The sequence below is a fragment of the Arthrobacter sp. Soc17.1.1.1 genome, from assembly GCF_036867195.1.
In the GTDB taxonomy this organism is placed as follows: domain Bacteria; phylum Actinomycetota; class Actinomycetes; order Actinomycetales; family Micrococcaceae; genus Arthrobacter_D.
Window position 1 is genome coordinate 3,264,385 of sequence record NZ_JBAJII010000001.1, and the last position, 17,388, is coordinate 3,281,772.

The 17,388-nt window shown below is 72.1% G+C and carries 19 protein-coding genes and 1 riboswitch; of the genes, 11 read left to right on the forward strand and 8 right to left on the reverse strand.

The window, feature by feature from the left end:
• Positions 1-45 precede the first annotated feature (45 nt).
• Positions 46-270: a hypothetical protein gene (locus V6S67_RS15030; RefSeq protein ID WP_334210992.1), complete on the forward strand. Its 225-nt coding sequence runs from the start codon at positions 46-48 to the stop codon at positions 268-270.
• A gap of 93 nt (positions 271-363) precedes the next feature.
• Here the strand turns inward: V6S67_RS15030 and V6S67_RS15035 are convergent, their stop codons facing one another.
• The gene (locus tag V6S67_RS15035) at positions 364-897 is read right to left on the reverse strand and encodes a GNAT family N-acetyltransferase (RefSeq protein WP_334210993.1); all 534 of its coding nucleotides are present in this window, start codon (positions 895-897) and stop codon (positions 364-366) included.
• 152 nt (positions 898-1,049) lie between these two features.
• Positions 1,050-1,124: riboswitch (cyclic di-GMP riboswitch) on the forward strand.
• Between the two features lie 121 nt (positions 1,125-1,245).
• Here V6S67_RS15035 and V6S67_RS15040 point away from each other — a divergent pair.
• Complete coding sequence (locus V6S67_RS15040) at positions 1,246-2,061, forward strand: response regulator transcription factor (RefSeq protein WP_334210994.1); 816 nt, start codon at positions 1,246-1,248, stop codon at positions 2,059-2,061.
• Positions 2,062-2,068: 7 nt separating this feature from the next.
• On the opposite strand, the gene V6S67_RS15045 is transcribed toward V6S67_RS15040, so the two are convergent.
• The 6 genes from V6S67_RS15045 to V6S67_RS15070 all read right to left on the reverse strand — a co-directional run bounded on the left by V6S67_RS15045 (position 2,069) and on the right by V6S67_RS15070 (position 8,236).
• Positions 2,069-2,521 (reverse strand): hypothetical protein, encoded by a 453-nt coding sequence (locus V6S67_RS15045; RefSeq protein ID WP_334210995.1) that lies wholly within the window; start codon positions 2,519-2,521, stop codon positions 2,069-2,071.
• Between the two features lie 190 nt (positions 2,522-2,711).
• Positions 2,712-3,002: a DUF6221 family protein gene (locus V6S67_RS15050; protein ID WP_334210996.1), complete on the reverse strand. Its 291-nt coding sequence runs from the start codon at positions 3,000-3,002 to the stop codon at positions 2,712-2,714.
• Positions 3,003-3,225: 223 nt separating this feature from the next.
• Complete coding sequence (locus V6S67_RS15055) at positions 3,226-4,794, reverse strand: sensor histidine kinase (protein WP_334210997.1); 1,569 nt, start codon at positions 4,792-4,794, stop codon at positions 3,226-3,228.
• Positions 4,791-5,537, reverse strand: a complete 747-nt coding sequence (locus V6S67_RS15060) for a response regulator transcription factor (RefSeq protein ID WP_334210998.1) — start codon at positions 5,535-5,537, stop codon at positions 4,791-4,793. Before V6S67_RS15060 ends, V6S67_RS15055 begins: the two co-directional genes overlap by 4 nt.
• Positions 5,538-5,720: 183 nt before the next feature.
• On the reverse strand, positions 5,721-5,969 hold the full coding sequence (locus tag V6S67_RS15065; RefSeq protein WP_334210999.1) for a hypothetical protein: 249 nt from the start codon (positions 5,967-5,969) through the stop codon (positions 5,721-5,723).
• Between the two features lie 113 nt (positions 5,970-6,082).
• Positions 6,083-8,236: an MMPL family transporter gene (locus V6S67_RS15070; RefSeq protein WP_334211000.1), complete on the reverse strand. Its 2,154-nt coding sequence runs from the start codon at positions 8,234-8,236 to the stop codon at positions 6,083-6,085.
• Positions 8,237-8,336: 100 nt separating this feature from the next.
• On the opposite strand from V6S67_RS15070, the gene V6S67_RS15075 reads away from it, so the two are divergent.
• The 9 genes from V6S67_RS15075 (at position 8,337) to V6S67_RS15115 (ending at position 16,433) form a co-directional block, all read left to right on the forward strand.
• Positions 8,337-8,798, forward strand: coding sequence for a MarR family winged helix-turn-helix transcriptional regulator (locus V6S67_RS15075; RefSeq protein ID WP_334211001.1), 462 nt, complete (start codon positions 8,337-8,339; stop codon positions 8,796-8,798).
• A gap of 41 nt (positions 8,799-8,839) precedes the next feature.
• Complete coding sequence (locus V6S67_RS15080) at positions 8,840-9,637, forward strand: methyltransferase domain-containing protein (protein ID WP_334211002.1); 798 nt, start codon at positions 8,840-8,842, stop codon at positions 9,635-9,637.
• Positions 9,638-9,733: 96 nt separating this feature from the next.
• Positions 9,734-10,786, forward strand: coding sequence for a hypothetical protein (locus V6S67_RS15085; RefSeq protein ID WP_334211003.1), 1,053 nt, complete (start codon positions 9,734-9,736; stop codon positions 10,784-10,786).
• Between the two features lie 40 nt (positions 10,787-10,826).
• Positions 10,827-11,495, forward strand: a complete 669-nt coding sequence (locus V6S67_RS15090; RefSeq protein WP_334211004.1) for a hypothetical protein — start codon at positions 10,827-10,829, stop codon at positions 11,493-11,495.
• The gene (locus tag V6S67_RS15095; RefSeq protein ID WP_334211005.1) at positions 11,492-11,878 is read left to right on the forward strand and encodes a hypothetical protein; all 387 of its coding nucleotides are present in this window, start codon (positions 11,492-11,494) and stop codon (positions 11,876-11,878) included. Before V6S67_RS15090 ends, V6S67_RS15095 begins: the two co-directional genes overlap by 4 nt.
• Before the next feature lie 53 nt (positions 11,879-11,931).
• Positions 11,932-12,441 carry a low molecular weight protein-tyrosine-phosphatase gene (locus tag V6S67_RS15100; RefSeq protein ID WP_334211006.1) on the forward strand — a complete coding sequence of 170 codons (510 nt, stop codon included), beginning with the start codon at positions 11,932-11,934 and terminating at the stop codon, positions 12,439-12,441.
• Between the two features lie 23 nt (positions 12,442-12,464).
• Positions 12,465-13,082, forward strand: coding sequence for a LysE family transporter (locus tag V6S67_RS15105; protein WP_334211007.1), 618 nt, complete (start codon positions 12,465-12,467; stop codon positions 13,080-13,082).
• Between the two features lie 78 nt (positions 13,083-13,160).
• Positions 13,161-15,248 carry an aminodeoxychorismate synthase component I gene (gene pabB, locus V6S67_RS15110; RefSeq protein WP_334211617.1) on the forward strand — a complete coding sequence of 696 codons (2,088 nt, stop codon included), beginning with the start codon at positions 13,161-13,163 and terminating at the stop codon, positions 15,246-15,248.
• Between the two features lie 54 nt (positions 15,249-15,302).
• Positions 15,303-16,433, forward strand: coding sequence for an FAD-dependent oxidoreductase (locus V6S67_RS15115; protein WP_334211008.1), 1,131 nt, complete (start codon positions 15,303-15,305; stop codon positions 16,431-16,433).
• A gap of 9 nt (positions 16,434-16,442) precedes the next feature.
• Here the strand turns inward: V6S67_RS15115 and V6S67_RS15120 are convergent, their stop codons facing one another.
• A complete protein-coding gene (locus tag V6S67_RS15120; protein WP_334211009.1) occupies positions 16,443-17,315 on the reverse strand; it encodes a GAF domain-containing protein in 873 nt (290 codons plus the stop codon).
• Positions 17,316-17,388: the final 73 nt, after the last annotated feature.

A 17,388-nucleotide genomic window follows, 5' to 3' on the forward strand; every position in this document is an offset into this window, starting at 1 on the left:
CCGCAGGTCCGCCACGACGGGGCGCCGGGTGCCATACTGTCCGGCATGGACCTCGAGGAATGGTGGAACGGCGTCACACAGCAGACGCGGGACTGGCTGACGGCCCACAACGGGGAAGCACTCAGTCCCGAGGTGGTGGCGGACATCAGCAGGGCGGGAGGCCTCGTGGCCACCGACTCCTGGTGGATGGGTGGGCGCGGGCCCGACGGCGTGTTCCTCTCGGACGCCGCGACGGACTGGATCGAGGAACGCGCCAACGCCGAGCAGTAGCCGCCCGGGCGCCCCGCTCGGGGGTGCGAGGGTGTCCTCCCGTTCCGTCGAGCCACACCGCTGCGCTGCACCGTCCTCGTGCCGGGGCGGGCATCAGGGCGCCCGGTCCTCCGTCGTCCCGGGCCACGGGGCCGTCGCCGCCTGGCCGGACAGGTCCTTGAAGTAACGGGCGACGGGCCAGCGCTCGAACCCGGCCGCCTCGTACGCCCGGCGTGCCGGTTCATGGCCCGGATCGTCGCCGGTCTCGACGAGGACCATCCTCATCCCGGCCTCCCTCCCCCGGTCGAAGGAATGGTCCATGAGGGCCCGGGCCACGCCCCGTCGCTGGAACTCGGGGTCCACCGCCAGCACGTAGATCTCGCTCATGCTGTCGTCCGCATGGAATCGCGTGCACACCCAGCCCAGGGGCAGGTCCTCCTCGAGGGCCACAGCGACGTTCCGTGGTTCGCCGTCGAGCACGGCCGCCAGATCGTGTACCTGGCGTTCGCGCCATCCGTCCGGGTAGAAGGACTCGTAGACGAACGGCGCCACCGCCTCGCGGAACAGCGGGAACACCGGCTCCCAGGCCCGTATCGAGAGCGCGAGCAGCGCCGCCCGGTGGGCCGGCTCGTACTGCACGATCTGCATGGAAGGACCGTAGCGCCCCGAAGCCACCGGCGCAGCCTTCGGCGCGCCGCTCCGCCGCGGCGGATCGGCGCCCGGCACGGCACGGACCGCAGCATGCCCGCGTCACGGATGTGTCGGTCGGGGTTGCTAGTATCGTCGGGCGGGCAACCGCTCGTCGATAAGGGCAAACCCGGTGCGAGCCGGGGACGCAAAGCCACGGGACCCACGCGGTCAGCCGGGCCGCCGAAGAGAACAGGTCCACGAGTATGCCTCGGACAGTCCAACTCAATACACCTCCCGGATCGGCCGGAGACGCTGTGGACGAGCACACCTCCCCCGCCGCGCGGAATCATCGCGGGGTTTCCCGCTATGAGTAGCTCCGGGCCCGGCGAGGTCCGGGCGGCCGTCGTGATCGAGGACGATCTCGACATCCGCAACCTGGTCTCCGCCATCCTCGCCCAGGGAGGCTTCCAGGTGACCGGCGCGGCCTCCGGCCGTGAGGGCGTCGACATCGTGCGCCAGGAACATCCGGTCGTGGTGACCCTCGACATCGGGCTACCCGACATCGACGGGTACGAGGTCCTCCGGCGGATCCGCTCCACCACCGACTGCTACGTGATCGTCCTGAGCGGCCGCGACGACGAACTGGACATCCTGACCGCCCTCCAGGCCGGCGCCGACGACTACGTCCTGAAGCCCTTCCGCCCCCGGGAACTGCGGGCGCGGATCGACGCGATGCTCCGCAGGCCACGCGCGGGCCAGACGACGCAGCATGCCTCCGCACGGCCGGCGCCTCCTGCTGCAGCTCCCGCCGTGTCCGGCGACGAGCGCCAGGAGTCGTCCGACACGCTCCTGCGGAACGGAGTCCTGGTGGTGGACGGCGAGGCCCGCACCGCCAGCTGCGCCGGCGTCGAGCTGCCACTGACGAAGACGGAGTTCAACCTCCTGCACGAACTGATGCGGAGCAACGGCGCGGTCCGGACCAAGGAGGAGCTCGTGCGGGTCTCGCGGGGTCGCGACTACCGCGGCTACAACTTCGTGAGCCGGACGGACGAGCGGGCCATCGAAGTGCACATCGCCAACCTCCGCCAGAAACTGGCACGGACCAAGGGCGACCCGGACCTCATCGTGACGGTCCGCGGCGTGGGCTTCCGGATCGTGCCGCGGAGCGCCACCTCGCGCTGAAGCGGCGTCAGGGCTGGCCGGAGGGCTCCTGGAGCGTCCTGACGGTGTCGTCGGCGCAGGCACGCAGCAGGGTGACGGAGCGCCTGGCGCCCTCCAGGTCGCCGGTCGTGACGAGCCGGAGGGTCGCGCGCCCGGCCTGGCCGAGGCGCAGCGCGCCCACCATCGCCGCGGACGTCGTCACGCTGAGCACGGCGTCCTCGGCTCCCGCCGCGTCCCCCTCGCCGAGCCGGAGGTCCAGCCTGTCGATCTTCCCCGGCAGGTCGGCGCAGAAATCGCGTGCGAACTGCCGCACGGTCGCCGCGTCGGAGAAGTCCCGCTGCATGTCCCGGAGGACCGCCGGGTCCAGGAGCTGCGCTGCCTTCCCGGGCGCGACCGGGACCGTGACGGCGTCGACCCCGCGGGGCGCAGGGCCGTGGTCCTGGTGCTGGCCAGGGGAGGGCGGGGTGGAATGGATGGGCACGCTTCAAGGGTAGTGACGGTCCGCCCACCCGGAGGAGTCCCTCGATGTTCTTGCGCAAAGCTTGCGGAAGGATGACATCCCGTGGTCGGGACGGACCCGATCGGCCGCGTCCGCAGCGGATCGACCCCGTGGGCCGGAGCTGCGGAGGGGCCGGGGAGGTCCTCCGCGAGCCGTCCCGCCAGGCCTTCGGCTAGGCCTTCAGCCCGTCCTCCAGGACCGCCGCCGTCCGCCACTCGGCACTGTAGTCGGCGTGTCCGGCCCACGGGAGCGCCAGCAGTCCGAGGACCTCCGCCCGCTGCCGGGCGTCCAGTTCGGCGACCGCGTACCGGAGGAGCTCGCGCTTGGCCCGGCATTCCGCGAGGACCCGCTGGGGGTCGAACCAGCCGCCGACACCCCACACTTCCTCGGGCAGGCTTCCCCTGCGGGCCGCCTTCTCGTCCTCGGAGATACGTGCGTCCAGAAAGGCGGCGATGTCGTTCATAGGTAGAGAGTAGCGACCTTCAGCCCTCAGGGGACCCAACGCCACGGCTCGGATGGAGCGGACGCCGCGCCGGGGATGTCACCGGCCTGCGGGACGGCTTCGTCGCCGACCAGGAACGTTCGATGGTCACCGCCAGCCGACCCGGCTGCGGAGCTGGATCCGTGAGGAGCTCGTCCCCTCCTCCGTCCTCCACCCGGTTGATCGACGTCCCGGGTCGGCACGCCTAGCCGGAGTCCCGGCCGGCGGACGCGGCGGCCCGGGCGGGCGGCCGGGCGAGGGGCAGGTCCACGCGGAACTGCGTGCGGCCGGGTTCGCTGGACACGCTGATGGTGCCACCGTTGGCGTCGACGAGGGCCTGGACGATCGCGAGGCCGAGGCCGGTGCTGGTGGCGCTGCCGGCGCCGGCGGACCGGGCGGCGTCGCCCCGGCTGAAGCGCGTGAAGACGGTCTCGAGGAACGCAGGGTCGATGCCCGGCCCGGAGTCGGTCACGGTGATGCCGACCGTGCCGCCCCCGACGGCGAGGGCGGTGGCGACGGCGGTGCCCGGCGGCGTGTGCCTGTGGGCGTTGGAGAGCAGGTTGATGAGCACCTGCCGGATCTCGGCCTCCACGGCGTGCACCTCCACGGGTTCGTCGGGCAGGTCCAGGCTCCAGGAGTACCCGGAGGCCGCGACACGGGCGTCGCTCGTCGTCTCGACCACGAGCTCGGTGAGGTCGACGTCGGACGCCTCCCCGCGCTGGCCCTCGTCCAGGCGCGCGAGCAGCAGGAGGTCCTCGACGAGGGAGGACATGCGCCTGGACTCGCTGTCCACCCGCTCGAGTGCGGACCGGCCGGACGGGCTGACCGTCTCGCTCATCAGGACCAGTTCGGTGTACCCGCGGATCGAGGTCAGCGGCGTACGCAGTTCGTGGCTGGCGTCGGCCACGAACTGGCGCACCTTCTGCTCACTCGCGTGGCGCTCCCGGAGGGCGCTGCTGACGTGGTCGATCATCGCGTTGAGGGCCAGTCCCACGGTACCGACCTCCGTGCCGGGCCGAGCGACGGCCGGGGGGACGCGCACGGGGATCGCCACCTCTCCCGAAGAGAGCGGCAGCTGCGAGACGGAGGTGGCGACGGCGGACAGCTCCTCGAGGGGGCGCAGCGAACGGCGGATGATCACCGTGCCGGCGAGTCCGGTGAGCACGATGCCTGCGAGGGAGAGACCGGCCACGGTGATGTCGAGGGACACCAGCGTGCTGTCGCGTTCGGTCGTGGACAGCCCGGTGACCAGGACGGCGCCACCGCCTGCAGCACCGGCTTCGCCGTCATCGCCTGCAGCGCCGGCCGGCAGGGCTACCGCGTCCACGCGGTAGTGGCCCGTGCCGAGGGTCAGCTCCTGCGGGCCGGCGGCAGGGTCGAGGGCGGCCAGCAGGTCGAGGTCGGCCACGGTGAGGGGATCCGTGCTGCCGTCGTCCTGCACCAGCGCGGAGGTCCGCACCTCCCCGTCGTCGAACACCGCGTTCAGGGTCCCTGGCCGTTGCCCGGCCGCGTTCTGCGGATCGACGTCGCGCCGCGGCCGCTGGTCGTCCCCCGGAGGGCGCCCGCCAGGGAACCCGGCCCGATCCGCAGCGGGGGTGAGGGCGGCGTCGAGCTGTCCGGTGAGGTAGGCGCCCATCGCGAGGTGGCTGAGCACGCCGATCGCGACGCAGATCGCGGTGAGCAGGGCGAGCGTCGCGAGGATCAGCGTGGTGCGGAGATGGAGCGGCCTCCGGCCCGCCCCCGGGCCGCCCTGCCCGATGCCGGGAGCGGTCACGGAGCCGCGGGCTTGAGGACGTACCCGGCGCCGCGCACGGTGTGGATCATGGGGGTCCGCCCGGCGTCGATCTTCTTGCGCAGGTAGGAGATGTACAGCTCCACGATGTTCGCCTGGCCGCCGAAGTCGTAGTGCCACACGTTGTCCAGGATCTGCGACTTGCTGACCACGCGCCGCGGGTTCTCCATGAGGTAGCGCAGCAGGTCCCACTGGGTGGAGGTCAGGGTGATGTCGTCGCCGCCGCGGGTGACCTCGCGGGTGTCGACGTTCATGAGGAGGTCACCGACCACCAGTTCGGCGGAGTCCGACGCCGCCACCCCCGAGCGCTGGACGAGGCGGTGGAGCCGCAGCAGAAGCTCCTCCATGCTGAAGGGCTTGGTGACGTAGTCGTCGCCGCCGGCCGACAGCCCGGAGATGCGGTCCTGGACGGCGTCCTTGGCCGTGAGGAACAGCGCCGGGACGTTCGGTGCGAACGTACGGATCTTCGTGAGCGCCTCGATGCCGTCGACTCCGGGCATCATGACGTCGAGGACCAGCACGTCGGGGCGGAAGTCCCGCGCCGCGGACACCGCGGTGAGTCCGTCGTTCGCCGTCGTCACGCTCCAACCGGCCATGCGCAGGCCCATGCTCACGAGCTCCGCGAGGCTCGTCTCGTCGTCGACGACGAGCGCCCGGATGGGGCTGCCGTCCGGGTGCGCGAGGCGCGGCAGGTTGTCGGTCATCGAGTGGGAGGCGTCGGCCATCGTGTCTACCTGGGTTCTTCCTGGGTCGTTCCGGGGTTCATCCCGGGGTCGTTCCGGCGACCGGCGCGCGCCGGACAGGGCGGGCGTTGCGGTCCAGTATCCCCCGGCAGCCGTGGGCCCGGTCCGAGATCCGGTGTCGGGGATCGGTGTCGGGGATCCGGTGTCGGGGATCCGGGGTCGGGATCAGGTCCGCAGCGGCGCCGCCGCGCCCTGGTCGAGCGAGCCGCCCGTGTCCTGTCGGCGGACCACCGCCTGCTCGGCGGCGACGGTGGCGCCCACGACGACGGCGTCCGCTGCAGCGGTGGCGGTGTCGGCGCCCGCCGGCGCGAAGGCGGTGGTGCCGAGGACCGCGGCCAGCACCATGGCCCCGAGGGCGGCCCGGAGGCCCCTGCGTCCCGGGGTGGGTTCGGGGGTCGGTCGGTAGCTGATCATGGTGTCCTCCAGGCGGGTGGGTCGTCGTACCTCCACCGTGCCGCCCGGAGTTCGACGGGGCCTTTCCGGAAGCTGTGCGGCCGCTGTGCAGGGAACTCCCAGCCCGCGCACCGTCACCGCGGGGACGGCACCTTCCCGAGCGCCGACGGCCACCAGATCCTCGGGCCGATGTCGTAGGCGAGCGCCGGGATGAGCAGCGAGCGCACCAGGATCGTGTCCAGCAGCACGCCGAACGCCACGATGAACGCGATCTGCGCGAGGAACAGGATCGGGATCACACCCAGCGCGGCGAAGGTCGCCGCCAGCACCACGCCGGCCGAGGTGATCACGCCGCCGGTCACGCCGAGCCCGCGGAGGATGCCGGGGCGCGTGCCGATGCGGAGGGACTCCTCCCGGACCCGGGTCATGAGGAAGATGTTGTAGTCCACCCCCAGGGCCACGAGGAACACGAAACCGAACAGCGGTACCGACGCGTCCGCGCCCTCGAACCCGAAGACGTTGTTGAACACGAGCGCCGAGACGCCGAGGGCCGTCGCGTAGGAGAGCGCCACGCTGGCCACGAGGAGCACGGGCGCGAGCACCGAGCGGAGCAGGACGATCAGGACCACGAGGATGACGGCCAGGACGATCGGGATGATCTTCACCAGGTCCGCGAGCGCGGTGTCGTTCGTGTCGATCGCCACCGCCGTGACCCCGCCGACCAGCGCGTCTCCTCCGCCGGCGTCGTCGAGCGCCGTGCGCAGCTCACGCACCACGTCCTCCGCCCGCTCCGAGTCGGCCTGGTAGCCGAGCGTGCCGCTGATCAGGATCCGCCCGTCCTCGACGACGGCGGCGCCGCCCGGGTCCGTGGTCAGCGTGGCGTCGGAGATGCCCTCCTGCGCCGTGACGACGTCGAGCGCCGCCTGCTGGTCCGCCTCGGGCGCGACGACGTAGACGGGACTTCCGGAGCCCGCGTCGAAGTGGCGGCCGAGCGCCTCCTGGCCGTCGACGGCGTTGGAGGGCGTCAGGATCACCGCGGACTGGGGGACGCCGTTCGCCTGCAGCTGGGTCAGCCCGAGCGCTCCGGCAGCCAGGACGAGCAGGGACACCATCCACAGCACCCGCGGGCGGCGGGCCACGAGCAGCGACACCCGACGCCAGAGGCCCCTGAGCCCTTCGAGTCCTGTCTCCGGCCCGGCGTCGGTCCGTGCCGCGTGCCTGCCGTGGTGCGGCGCGACGACGGCGGTCGCCCCCGGATCGAAGCGCGGCACCAGGGGCCAGAAGGCCGCCCTACCCAGCAGGAGCAGGAGCGCGGGGAGGAGCGTGAGCGCTGCAGCGAGCGAGAAGGCGATGCCGATGGCGGCGATGGGCCCGAGGCTCCGGTTCGAGTTGAGATCCGAGAAGAGCAGGCACAGCAGGCCGAGGATCACGGTGGCGCCGGAGGCGAGGATCGGCTCGAAGGAACCGCGGAAGGCCACGCGCATGGCCTCCCACGTCGTCCTGTTGCCGACGAGTGCCTCCCGGAACCGGGCGACGAGCAGCAGCGCGTAGTCCGTGGCAGCGCCGATCACGAGGATCGAGAGGATGCCCTGGCTCTGGCCGCTGAGCTGGATCAGATCGAGCTTCGCGAGACCGAAGATCAGCAGGATCGACGTCGCGAGGGCGAACACCGAGGTCAGCAGGACGAGGAACGGCAGCACGATGGACCGGTACACGGCCAGGAGGATGACGAACACGGCACCGAGCGCGACGGCGAGGAGGATGCCGTCGATCCCGCCGAAGGCCTCCACGAGGTCGTTGGTGAGCCCGGCGGGACCGGTCACGTAGCCGGTGACGCCGTCGGGCAGGTCGTCGACGAGGATGGTGCGCAGTTCGCCCACCGCCTCGGCGAGTTCGGCGTCGGAGGAGACGAACGCGACGTACTGGACGGCGAGGCCGTCCTCGGACGGGATGGGCCCCACGACCGGCGGAGCACCCTCGGCCGCCGGCTCGAGCCCCTCGACCTCCCCGAGCGTGGCGGCGAGATCCTCGTAGGGTCCGAGGTCCCGCGGATCGATCGCGGTCTCCGACTCGGCCACGATGATCGCCGGGACGGCATCGGAATCACTGAAGCGCTGCTGCAGCTCGCCCGCCTCCGTGGACTCGGCACCGGCGGGCAGGAAGGACGCCTGGTCGTTGCTCGAGACCTCCTCGAGCCGCCCGAAGGTCGGACCACCGACCGCCGCCCCGATCAGCCAGATCAGCACCACGACCGCGGGCAGCAGCACCCTCAACCATCTGTTCTTCATGGAGTTCCCTACCCACTCGACGTTATCTCTGCAATAAAGTATATCTATGATGGAGATAATGTGAACCGGCCTAAACTGAGGGGAAAGAAGGCGAGGATCCATGGCCGCGAGGGAAGAACTCATGGCACTGCTGCGGCAGTTCACGGTCGAGACCGACCGCTACGTCGACGTCGCGAGCGAGCGGGACAGCCTCTACCGCACCGACCTCCATGCCCTGAGCATCATGATGGGCGCTGCCCGCGCCGGACTCACGGTGACCCCCGGATTCCTGCGGGAGGAGCTCAACCTGAGCTCGCCGGCCACCACGGCCCTGGTGGACCGCCTGGATTCGGCAGGCCATGTGACCCGGCGGCGCAGCGACGTCGACCGGCGCCAGGTGCACCTCGAGATGACGGAGAAGGCACGCTCCACGGGGGCGATGCTGTTCGCTCCCCTCGCCCGCCACATCGACGCCGTCTTCGACAGGTACTCCGAGGAGCAGCTGGAACTCCTGCGCGACATGCTCCAGGACGTCACCGATGCCACGGTCGCCGCACGTGACGTGGCACTGGACGGCGGCTGAAATGCTGACCGAGTGCCCTCCCGCCGGTTAGCCTTCGGAGCATGAACGACGAGGTCTACTCCCACGGACACCATCCGAGCGTCACGACGGCGCACGCAGCGCGGACCGTCGCGTCGTCGGCCGCCTACCTCGAGCCCTTCCTCGAAGCCGGCCTCGACGTCCTGGACGTCGGCTGCGGACCCGGCAGCATCACGGCAGGGTTCGCCGATCTGGTGGCGCCGGGCTCGGTGACGGGCATCGACAGCTCGGCGGACGTCGTCGCGCAGGCCGCGGAGGCGCACGCCGATCTCGCGAACGTCGAGTTCCGCGAGGGCAACGTGTACGACCTCGACGCCGCCGACGAGTCCTTCGACGTGGTCCACGCACACCAGCTCCTGCAGCATCTGGCCGACCCCGTGGCGGCCCTCCGCGAGATGCGCCGCGTCGTCCGGCCCGGCGGGATCGTGGCGGCCCGCGAGGCCGACTTCGGCGCGATGACCTGGTTCCCGGTGGTCGACGAACTCGACGAGTGGCGGGAGCTCTACCGCACCCTGGCCCGCGGCAACGGCGGAGAGCCCGACGCGGGACGCCGTCTCCCCGGCTGGGCGGCCGAAGCGGGGTTCGCCGACGTCGAGGTGTCGTCGTCGAACTGGATCTACGTCACCGCCGAGGAGCGCCGCGTCCACGCGGAGTCCTGGGCGCAGCGGGTGCTGCATTCGGCCTTCGCCGGCCAGACCATCGAGCGCGGCCTGGCCGATCAGCGCACCCTCGAGCGTCTGGCGGAGGGCTGGCGCAGATGGTCGCGGCTGGGCGACGGCGTGTTCCTGATGCCGAGCGTGGAGATCCTCGCGCGGGGCTGACGGCGCGGCACATGTGATGGGGAGCCCTCCCCATCGCCGATCCCCGCCGTCCCGGTAGGCTGACGACCAGGTCTCAACCGCACGGGGGAACAGCTCATGACGAACGGTACGATCGGCGCGGATCTCGCCGCGCTCAGGGAACTCTCCGCGAGCTTCGGCCAGGCCCAGCAGCAGCTGTCCGGCATCTCGCTCATGATCTCCTCGCGGGTCAATGCGCCCGGCTACTGGAACGGCTCCGACGCGGACCGCTTCCGGGCCGCCTGGAACGCGGACCACCGCATGCGCATCCTCGCTGCGGAATCCTTCCTCACCGAGGGCGCCACCACCCTGCGTGCGAACGCCGACGAGCAGGAGGGAGCGAGTGACCAGGGGGCCGGCTCCATCCCGGCCGGGAACGGCGGAGGTACCGGGAACGGCGGAGGTACCGGGAACGGCGGAGGCGCCGGGAACGGCGGAGGCGCCGGGAACGGCGGGAGCGATCCGGAGCAGTCCCTGCTCGAGCGGCTCCTCGGAGGGCTCGGCGACCTCGGCAGCGACGCCTACGACCTCTACGGCGACCTCGACTCCCTGCGCGGGGCCACCGAGCTGCCCATCGCCGCCCTGAGCCTGGCGCGGACACTGCAGCTGTCCGGAGAGTTCGCGACCCTCGACGACGCGCTTCGCGCTGCGTCCCAGGGACGCACCTTCGCGCGGCTCGCGGAGGTGCTGGGTGGCGGGTCCTGGGGCCCGGAACTGCAGGCTCTCAGCAACGCGATCCCCGAGGGCGGGATCAGCCGCACCATCGGGAGCCTGGCGGAACCCCTGGGTTCCGTCGGGAAGGCCCTCGGCCCGATCGGCGTGGCACTCGGCGCGCTGACGACGTACCAGGACATCCAGAACGGCGACTACGGCCGGGCCGGCCTCCACGGTGCCACGACCGTCCTCGGCGCCGTGGCGCTCATGCCCATCCCCCCGGTGAACCTCGCCTGCGGTGTGGCAGCAGGCGCCCTCGCCCTGGGGGAACTCGCCTACGACCACATCCCGATCGTCCACGACGCCTTCAACGCCGTGGGCTCGACGGTCGCCGACGGCGCGGAAGCCCTCGGCGACGGCATCGAGAACCTCGGCGAAGGCATCGCCGACGTCGCCGAAGACGTCTGGCCGTTCTGACGATGACCGACAGACCCACCGCACTACGCAAGGAGTTCCAATGGCACCGGTAGTCTCCACCCCGGACCCCGTCCTCCACGGATCGGCGCTGCCGGTCCTCGGATTCGGCGTGGCGGAAGTGGCCTTCCTGCTCTCCCTCGCCGAGGGCGAGCAGTCCGCACGATCGAGGGACGCCCTGGCGATCGGGGCCGAGCTCTCGACAGCGGTGCTGACGGCGGCGGGGGCCTCGTCGCTCCTCGCCCGTGGCCTCGTCCGTGTCGAGGACGGGAGGATCAGCCCGCTCGCCGGCGCCGAGTACCTCGCGTACGTCCTGGCGGCGGCGGAACGCTGGACGCGTATCGGCCTGTTCAACGAGGACGCCTTCGAGTTCGCCATCTACGTGCAGGCCCGCGAGGCGTCCGTCCTCCTGCAACCTGCCGCGCTCAGCACCTGGTTCGCCGTCATCAGGGAACCCGGCGCGACGGATGCCGACCTGCTGCTCGACGTCGTCCGCACGAATGTCGCCGCGCACCCCTCGAGTGCCGTCTACCTGGGCACGTCGACCCTCGACGGAACCGCCGATTTCTTCGTCAGGGCCGCCGGGGACGACCTCTGGGACACCGCGGACGTCCCGGAACCGGGGATGCAGGACCGCGACCCGCTGGTACCGACCGCGCGCCTGGTGGAGAAGCTGGCGGCCCTGACCGCCCTCCCGGTCGTGCAGCGATGAGCGCCCCCCTGTGGCGCCCTCAGCAGTGGGACGCCCATGTGCCGCCGGATCTGAAGGAGCCCTTCCCCTCCGCGCACCCGAACAGCCGGCAGGGCATCCACCCGTTCAGCAATCCCCGCAACACCGCGCTGTTCGGGGTCGCGCTGGCGCTCATGGGCGTCGTGATCGCGGCGGGTGCCGTCTCGCGCTTCGCCGACACCGGGGAGGCAGGTGCCCTCGTGGTGGGCTCGATGATGCTCCTCGGCCTGGGCGCGGTCGGCGCCTTCGGGATCCACGTCGGCCTGGCGCGCCTGCGCTGGATCCGGCGTTTCAGGGAGGCGTACGGCTTCTCCCCCTTCGACCGGCAGCCCGGCGAGATCGATCTGCACCGGCTGGGACGGTGAGCCCGGAGGACGCCAGGACGATCCGGGACGTGCACCGCAGCTAGGCTGGCGTGATGTACCGCATCGTCACCGTCTGCACCGGGAACATCTGCCGCTCCCCCATGGCCGAACTCATGCTGACGCACGCGTTCGGCCGGGCAGGGCTGGGGGACGACGTCGTCGTCGACTCGGCGGGCACCACCGACTGGGAGGCAGGCAGGCCGATCGACGAGCGTGCCGCGGCGAAGCTGACCGAGCTCGGCATCGAGAGCCACCTGCACCGGGCCCGGATGTTCGAGCCGGGCTGGTACCGCGACCGCGACCTCATCCTCGCCCTCGACCTGGACCACTACCGCGAGCTGCGCCGGGACGCGCCCGACGACGACGCCCGCGACAGGATCCACCTCCTGCGTGAATTCGACCCGTCGACCACGGACACGGCCCTCGAGGACCTCGGCATCTACGACCCCTGGTACGGCGACGCGAGCGACTTCGAGGCCACCTGGAAGATGGTCGACGGTGCGGTGGACGGCGTCGTGCGGTTCGTACGCCACGAGCTCGATGCCGACCGTTCGGACGACTGACGCGCGGCGCATACCATGAACGGGTGGATCCCTCCCTCTGGCTGGCGCTGCTGGGCGCCCAGACGCTCATCAGCTTCATGCCCGGCGCGGGCGCGGTGAACACGATGAGCAACGCACTGGCCGTGGGATTCCGGCGCTCCATCTGGGGCATCCTGGGCCAGCAGACGGCCCTGCTGGTGCACATCGGCATCGCCGGAGCGGGCGTGGGCCTCCTCGTCGCGAACTCACCGCTCGCCTTCAACCTCATCCGGTACATCGGCGCCGCCTACCTCGTGTACCTCGGGGTGCGGAGGTTCCTCGCGCGGCCCGACCACAGCGAGGTCCGTGCCCTGCAGGGCAGCGAGGCGCCCCTGTCCATGTTCCGCCGCGGCGTGTGGGTGAACCTGCTCAATCCCAAGGCCATCGTGTTCTTCCTCGCGCTCATCCCTCAGTTCATCCGGCCGGAGGAGCCGCTGCTGGGCCAGTACGGCGTGCTGACCGCGACCGTGATCGTGATCGACGTCCTCGTCATGTGGTTCTTCTACGCGGGCACCGCGCGCTCGTTCCGGCGCTTCACCGAGGACGAGCGCGGCCAGAGGATCCTCAACCGCACGTTCGGGTCCCTGTTCGTCGGCGTCGGCGCCCTGCTCGCCCTGGCCTGAGCCGTGCCCGACACTCCCGACACTCCCGGCACTCCCGGCACTCCCGGCGCTCCCGGCACTCCGAGCCGCGCCGCCCCCCTGCTCATCGCCATCGACGGCCGGTCCGGCGCCGGCAAGACGACCCTCGCCGTGGAACTCGCCGCCCTCCTGCGCGAGCACCACACCGTCAGCCTCTTCCACCTCGAGGACATCTACCCCGGCTGGGACGGGCTCGACGCCGGGATCACCCGCTACGTGGAGCACGTCCTCACCCCCCTGCGGGCGGGACGGACGGCACGCTGGAACGCCTGGGACTGGGTGCGGGGGGAGGACGGCGCGGAGCGCACGACGACGGCGGCGGAGATCGTGCTCCTCGAGGGAGTGGGCGCGGCAGCGGCGGCGGCCCGCGACCGGCTCGACGCCGTGATCTGGGTGGAGGCCGACGCGGAGGTCCGGCAGCGCACCGCGATCGAGCGCGACGGCGACGCCTACGCCCCGTACTGGCAGCGCTGGGCCCACCAGGAGGACCGCTGGCTCGCTGCCGACGACCCCGGTACCGCCGCGGACGTCGTCGTGCAGGGCCACCGGGGGCCGCCGTCGCCCCAGGCCGTGCGCCTGGCGCTCACCGGGCTGCCCTCCTGCACCGTCCTGCTGGCGCCCGAGCGCGCGGGGCGGCGCGGACTGACGCTGGAGGCCGAGCGCCTCGAGGCGGTCCCGGACGCCGCGGCCCTGTTCTCGACGCTCTACCGCGACGCGCCCGCCGCTGCCTGGCTGGACAGCTCCGACGCCGTGGTGCAGCCCCCGACCGGTTCTCCGACAGGATCCCCGGCAGGGCCCGCGAACGGCGAGCGCAACCGCTTCAGCATCATGGCCGACGCCGGCGGGGCCTTCGGGCAGCTGGCCCAGCACCGCGGCGGCGTCACGGAGATCGTGGCCGGTCCCGTGACCACCCGGATCCGCGAGCCCTTCTTCCGCTGGCTCGACGACGTCTGGGGGCGGCGTGCCGTACGCGTTCCGGACGGCCTCGCCTGCGATTTCGGTCTCGGCTGGCTGGGCTACCTCGGCTACGAGCTCAAGCGCGAGACGGGCGGCGCGGACCTCCCCGGGCCGGGCCTGCCCGACGCCGCGCTCCTCTTCGCCGGCCGCGCCGTCGTCCTCGACCACACCGACGGCGCCGTCTTCCTCCTGACCCTCTCCGACGGACGGCCCGACGCCGACCGGGACGCGTGGCGGGCGCGGGCGCGGGCGGCCGTGACGTCGCCCGATCCCCTGCCGGCGCCGGCGCGGCTCCCGGTGCCGCGGTTCGGGGCACGGGACACGCACGCCGCGTACCTCGCGAAGATCCGGCAGGCGCAGGCCGAGATCACCGAGGGCAACACCTACGAGGTGTGCCTGACCACGTCGCTCGCGGCGCAGCTGGACGCCGGGGAGGGCCTCGACCCGCTGGACGCCTATCTCCGGCTGCGCGCCGTGAACCCCGCACCGTTCGCCCATTTCCTGCGCTTCCCGGGATTCGCCGTCGCGAGCACCTCACCCGAGCGCTTCCTGCGGCTCACCACGGACGGGCACATGCAGGCGGAACCGATCAAGGGGACGCGGGGGCGCTCGGCCGACCCCCGCGCCGACGCCGCGCTGCTCGAGGACCTCAGGACGTCGGCGAAGGACCGCGCGGAGAACATTATGATCGTGGACCTCCTGCGCAACGACCTCTCCCACCACGCGGTGCCGGGCTCGGTGACGGTCAGCCGGCTGTGCGCCATCGAGACGTACGCCACCGTGCACCAGATGGTCAGCACCATCGATGCCCGGCTGCGCCCCGGGAGCGCGCGGGCCGGCGTCGTCGCGTCGGCGTTCCCCGCCGGGTCGATGACCGGGGCACCGAAGATCAGCACCATGGCCATCCTCGACCGGCTAGAGCAGGCACCGCGTGGTCCCTACTCCGGCGCTGCAGGCTACTTCAGCCTGACGGGTGCCACCGACCTCGCCGTGATCATCCGCACCCTCGTGATGCAGGAGGACAGGGGCGCGGAGGACGACGGCGCCACCCGCCTGCTGCTCGGCGTGGGCGGGGCGATCACGGCCGATTCCGACCCCGAGGAGGAATGGGCCGAGGTGCGCACGAAGGCGCACGGCGTCCTCTCGGCCCTCGGTTCCGCGTTCCCCGGGCCTGCAGGTCCGGGCCGGTAGCCTTGCCGGAGGCGCCCGGGCCCGGCAGGGTCCCGGGCCCGGAGAGGAGCGCTCATGACGGGCATCACGGTGATCGGCGCCGGCCTGGCCGGGTCCTCGGCCGCGTGGCGGCTCGCGCAGGCCGGGCACGAGGTCGTGGTCCTGGAGCAGGACACCCCGGCCCACCGGCGGGGCAGCTCGCACGGCTCGGCGCGCATCTTCCGCTATGCCTATGCCGAGCGGCTCTACGTGGACCTGGTCCGGGAATCGGCCCGCGGGTGGGCCGAGCTGGAGGCCGCCGGGGCCGCCCTCCTCACGCGGACCGGAGCCCTCGACCACGGCGAGGGCCACGACCCCGCGGGCTTCGCCCGGGTCCTCGCGGCGGCCGGTGTGGAGCATGAGCTGCTCGGCGCCGCCGAGGCGTCAGCACGCTGGGACCTGGAGTTCACCACACCGGTTCTGTGGCACCCCGGCGCGGGAGTGCTCGACGCCGAGGCCGCCGTCGTCGCCATGCTCGACCAGGCACGCGCCCACGGGGCCTCGCTGCAGCAGGGGTGGCGCGTGACCGGGGTGCGACGCCACGGGCGCGGGTACCGTGTGCACGCCGGGGACGGACGATGGGTCGACGCCGAGCAGGTGGTCGTCGCGGCGGGCGGCTGGCTCCCCGACCTGCTCACGGAGCTGGCCCTGCCGGAGGCGTTCACCGCAGCGCTGCCCCTGCTGGAGGTGCGGCAGGAGCAGGCCTACCACTTCCCGTACACGGGGGACGGCGACAACTGGCCCACGTTCATCCACAGGACGGAGGACATGGTCGTCTACGGCCTGCCCGGCGGCAGGGACGCCGGCTGGTCGGGCCAGAAAGTGGCCGAGTACAACGGCGGGCGGCGTATCCGCTCGGCGGGGGCGCAGGACGGCGTGGTCCACGGCGAGAACCGGCGGCGCGTGGTCGCCTACGTGGAGCGCCACCTGCCGGGCCTCGTGCCGGAACCGTACGCGGAGACCACGTGCCTGTTCACGAACACCCCCACGGAGGACTTCGTGATCGACCGGGCGGAGGGCATCACGGTCCTCTCGGCCTGCTCGGGCCACGGCGCGAAGTTCGCGCCCCTGCTCGGTGAGCTGGTCACGGCGCTCGTGGAGGGGCGCGGCACGGTCCCGGAGCGGTTCAGGCCCGGCAGGGCGTCCGCAGCGCGCAACCGCCCCTGACGCCCGGCGTCAGCCGAGCGGCCCTCTCCAGATCTCCTCCTGGACGAGCTGCGCGAAGGAGCGCAGGTCGCGGACGTCGTTCTCCGTGAAGTCCCGCGGCTTGTCGTCCATCACGCACAGCGACCCGATACGCCACCCGTCGACGGAGGTTAGCGGGTGCCCTGCGTACAGGCGGACCTTCGGGCCGGCCGTGACGAGGGGGTGGTCGCGGTAGGAAGGATGCTGGAGTGCGTCGGGGATCACGAGGGTGCGGTCCGCGGTGACCGTCACCGCACAGAGCGAGAGCTCGAGCGGCAGGTCCTGGCCGATGGGCCCGGCCAGGGACTTGATCACCTGCCGGTCCTCGGCGATGAGGGCGATCGAGGACGAACTGACGTCGAACCATTCCCGGGTCCGCGCGGTCAGGCGGTCGAACCGGGCCTCGGCGCCGGTGTCGAGGAGGCCCGACCGGTAGAGGGCCTGCAGCCGCCGGAACTCCCGATCCTCCGTCAGGTCGGGCGATCCGCCCGCCGGACCGTTCCCGGGACCGCCGGCCCGGGTATCGGGCCGGAGTGCGCGGCGGTCGAACCCGTACCCGTCGGGATCGGTGACGAGCGGCCGGAGGTAGTCCTCGAAGCCGGAGGAGGTCGCCGCCCGGTCGGTGCTGTAATGGGCGCCGTCGGCCATGGAGCCGGTGGTGTCGATGATCTCGTTGATGGCATCGGCGATCAGGTCCCGGTCGCGGCGGGGTAGCCGGGTGAGCCCGCGGAGGTACCCCTCCACGTCGAACACGTCGTGGGTGCCGCCCAGCGCCGCGTAGCCCCTGGCCACCTGCTCGAGCGCTATGCCGGCCGCCCGCGTGGCCTCGAGGGCTGTCCACTGCTGGAGATACGCATCGGTCACTTCTGGTCCTCTTCCGTTCGTGGGCGAGCTCACGACGAGGAGCCATCAGCCGCCCCACGGCTGGCATCCATCG

Excerpts from the sequence above, each read along its gene's own strand:
- V6S67_RS15030 (WP_334210992.1), top strand. The coding sequence starts at position 46 with ATGGACCTCGAGGAATGGTGGAACGGCGTCACACAGCAGACGCGGGAC.
- V6S67_RS15035 (WP_334210993.1), bottom strand. The coding sequence starts at position 897 with ATGCAGATCGTGCAGTACGAGCCGGCCCACCGGGCGGCGCTGCTCGCG.
- V6S67_RS15040 (WP_334210994.1), top strand. The coding sequence starts at position 1,246 with ATGAGTAGCTCCGGGCCCGGCGAGGTCCGGGCGGCCGTCGTGATCGAG.
- V6S67_RS15050 (WP_334210996.1), bottom strand. The coding sequence starts at position 3,002 with ATGAACGACATCGCCGCCTTTCTGGACGCACGTATCTCCGAGGACGAG.
- V6S67_RS15060 (WP_334210998.1), bottom strand. The coding sequence starts at position 5,537 with ATGGCCGACGCCTCCCACTCGATGACCGACAACCTGCCGCGCCTCGCG.
- V6S67_RS15065 (WP_334210999.1), bottom strand. The coding sequence starts at position 5,969 with ATGATCAGCTACCGACCGACCCCCGAACCCACCCCGGGACGCAGGGGC.
- V6S67_RS15070 (WP_334211000.1), bottom strand. The coding sequence starts at position 8,236 with ATGAAGAACAGATGGTTGAGGGTGCTGCTGCCCGCGGTCGTGGTGCTG.
- V6S67_RS15075 (WP_334211001.1), top strand. The coding sequence starts at position 8,337 with ATGGCCGCGAGGGAAGAACTCATGGCACTGCTGCGGCAGTTCACGGTC.
- V6S67_RS15080 (WP_334211002.1), top strand. The coding sequence starts at position 8,840 with ATGAACGACGAGGTCTACTCCCACGGACACCATCCGAGCGTCACGACG.
- V6S67_RS15085 (WP_334211003.1), top strand. The coding sequence starts at position 9,734 with ATGACGAACGGTACGATCGGCGCGGATCTCGCCGCGCTCAGGGAACTC.
- V6S67_RS15090 (WP_334211004.1), top strand. The coding sequence starts at position 10,827 with ATGGCACCGGTAGTCTCCACCCCGGACCCCGTCCTCCACGGATCGGCG.
- V6S67_RS15095 (WP_334211005.1), top strand. The coding sequence starts at position 11,492 with ATGAGCGCCCCCCTGTGGCGCCCTCAGCAGTGGGACGCCCATGTGCCG.
- V6S67_RS15100 (WP_334211006.1), top strand. The coding sequence starts at position 11,932 with ATGTACCGCATCGTCACCGTCTGCACCGGGAACATCTGCCGCTCCCCC.
- V6S67_RS15115 (WP_334211008.1), top strand. The coding sequence starts at position 15,303 with ATGACGGGCATCACGGTGATCGGCGCCGGCCTGGCCGGGTCCTCGGCC.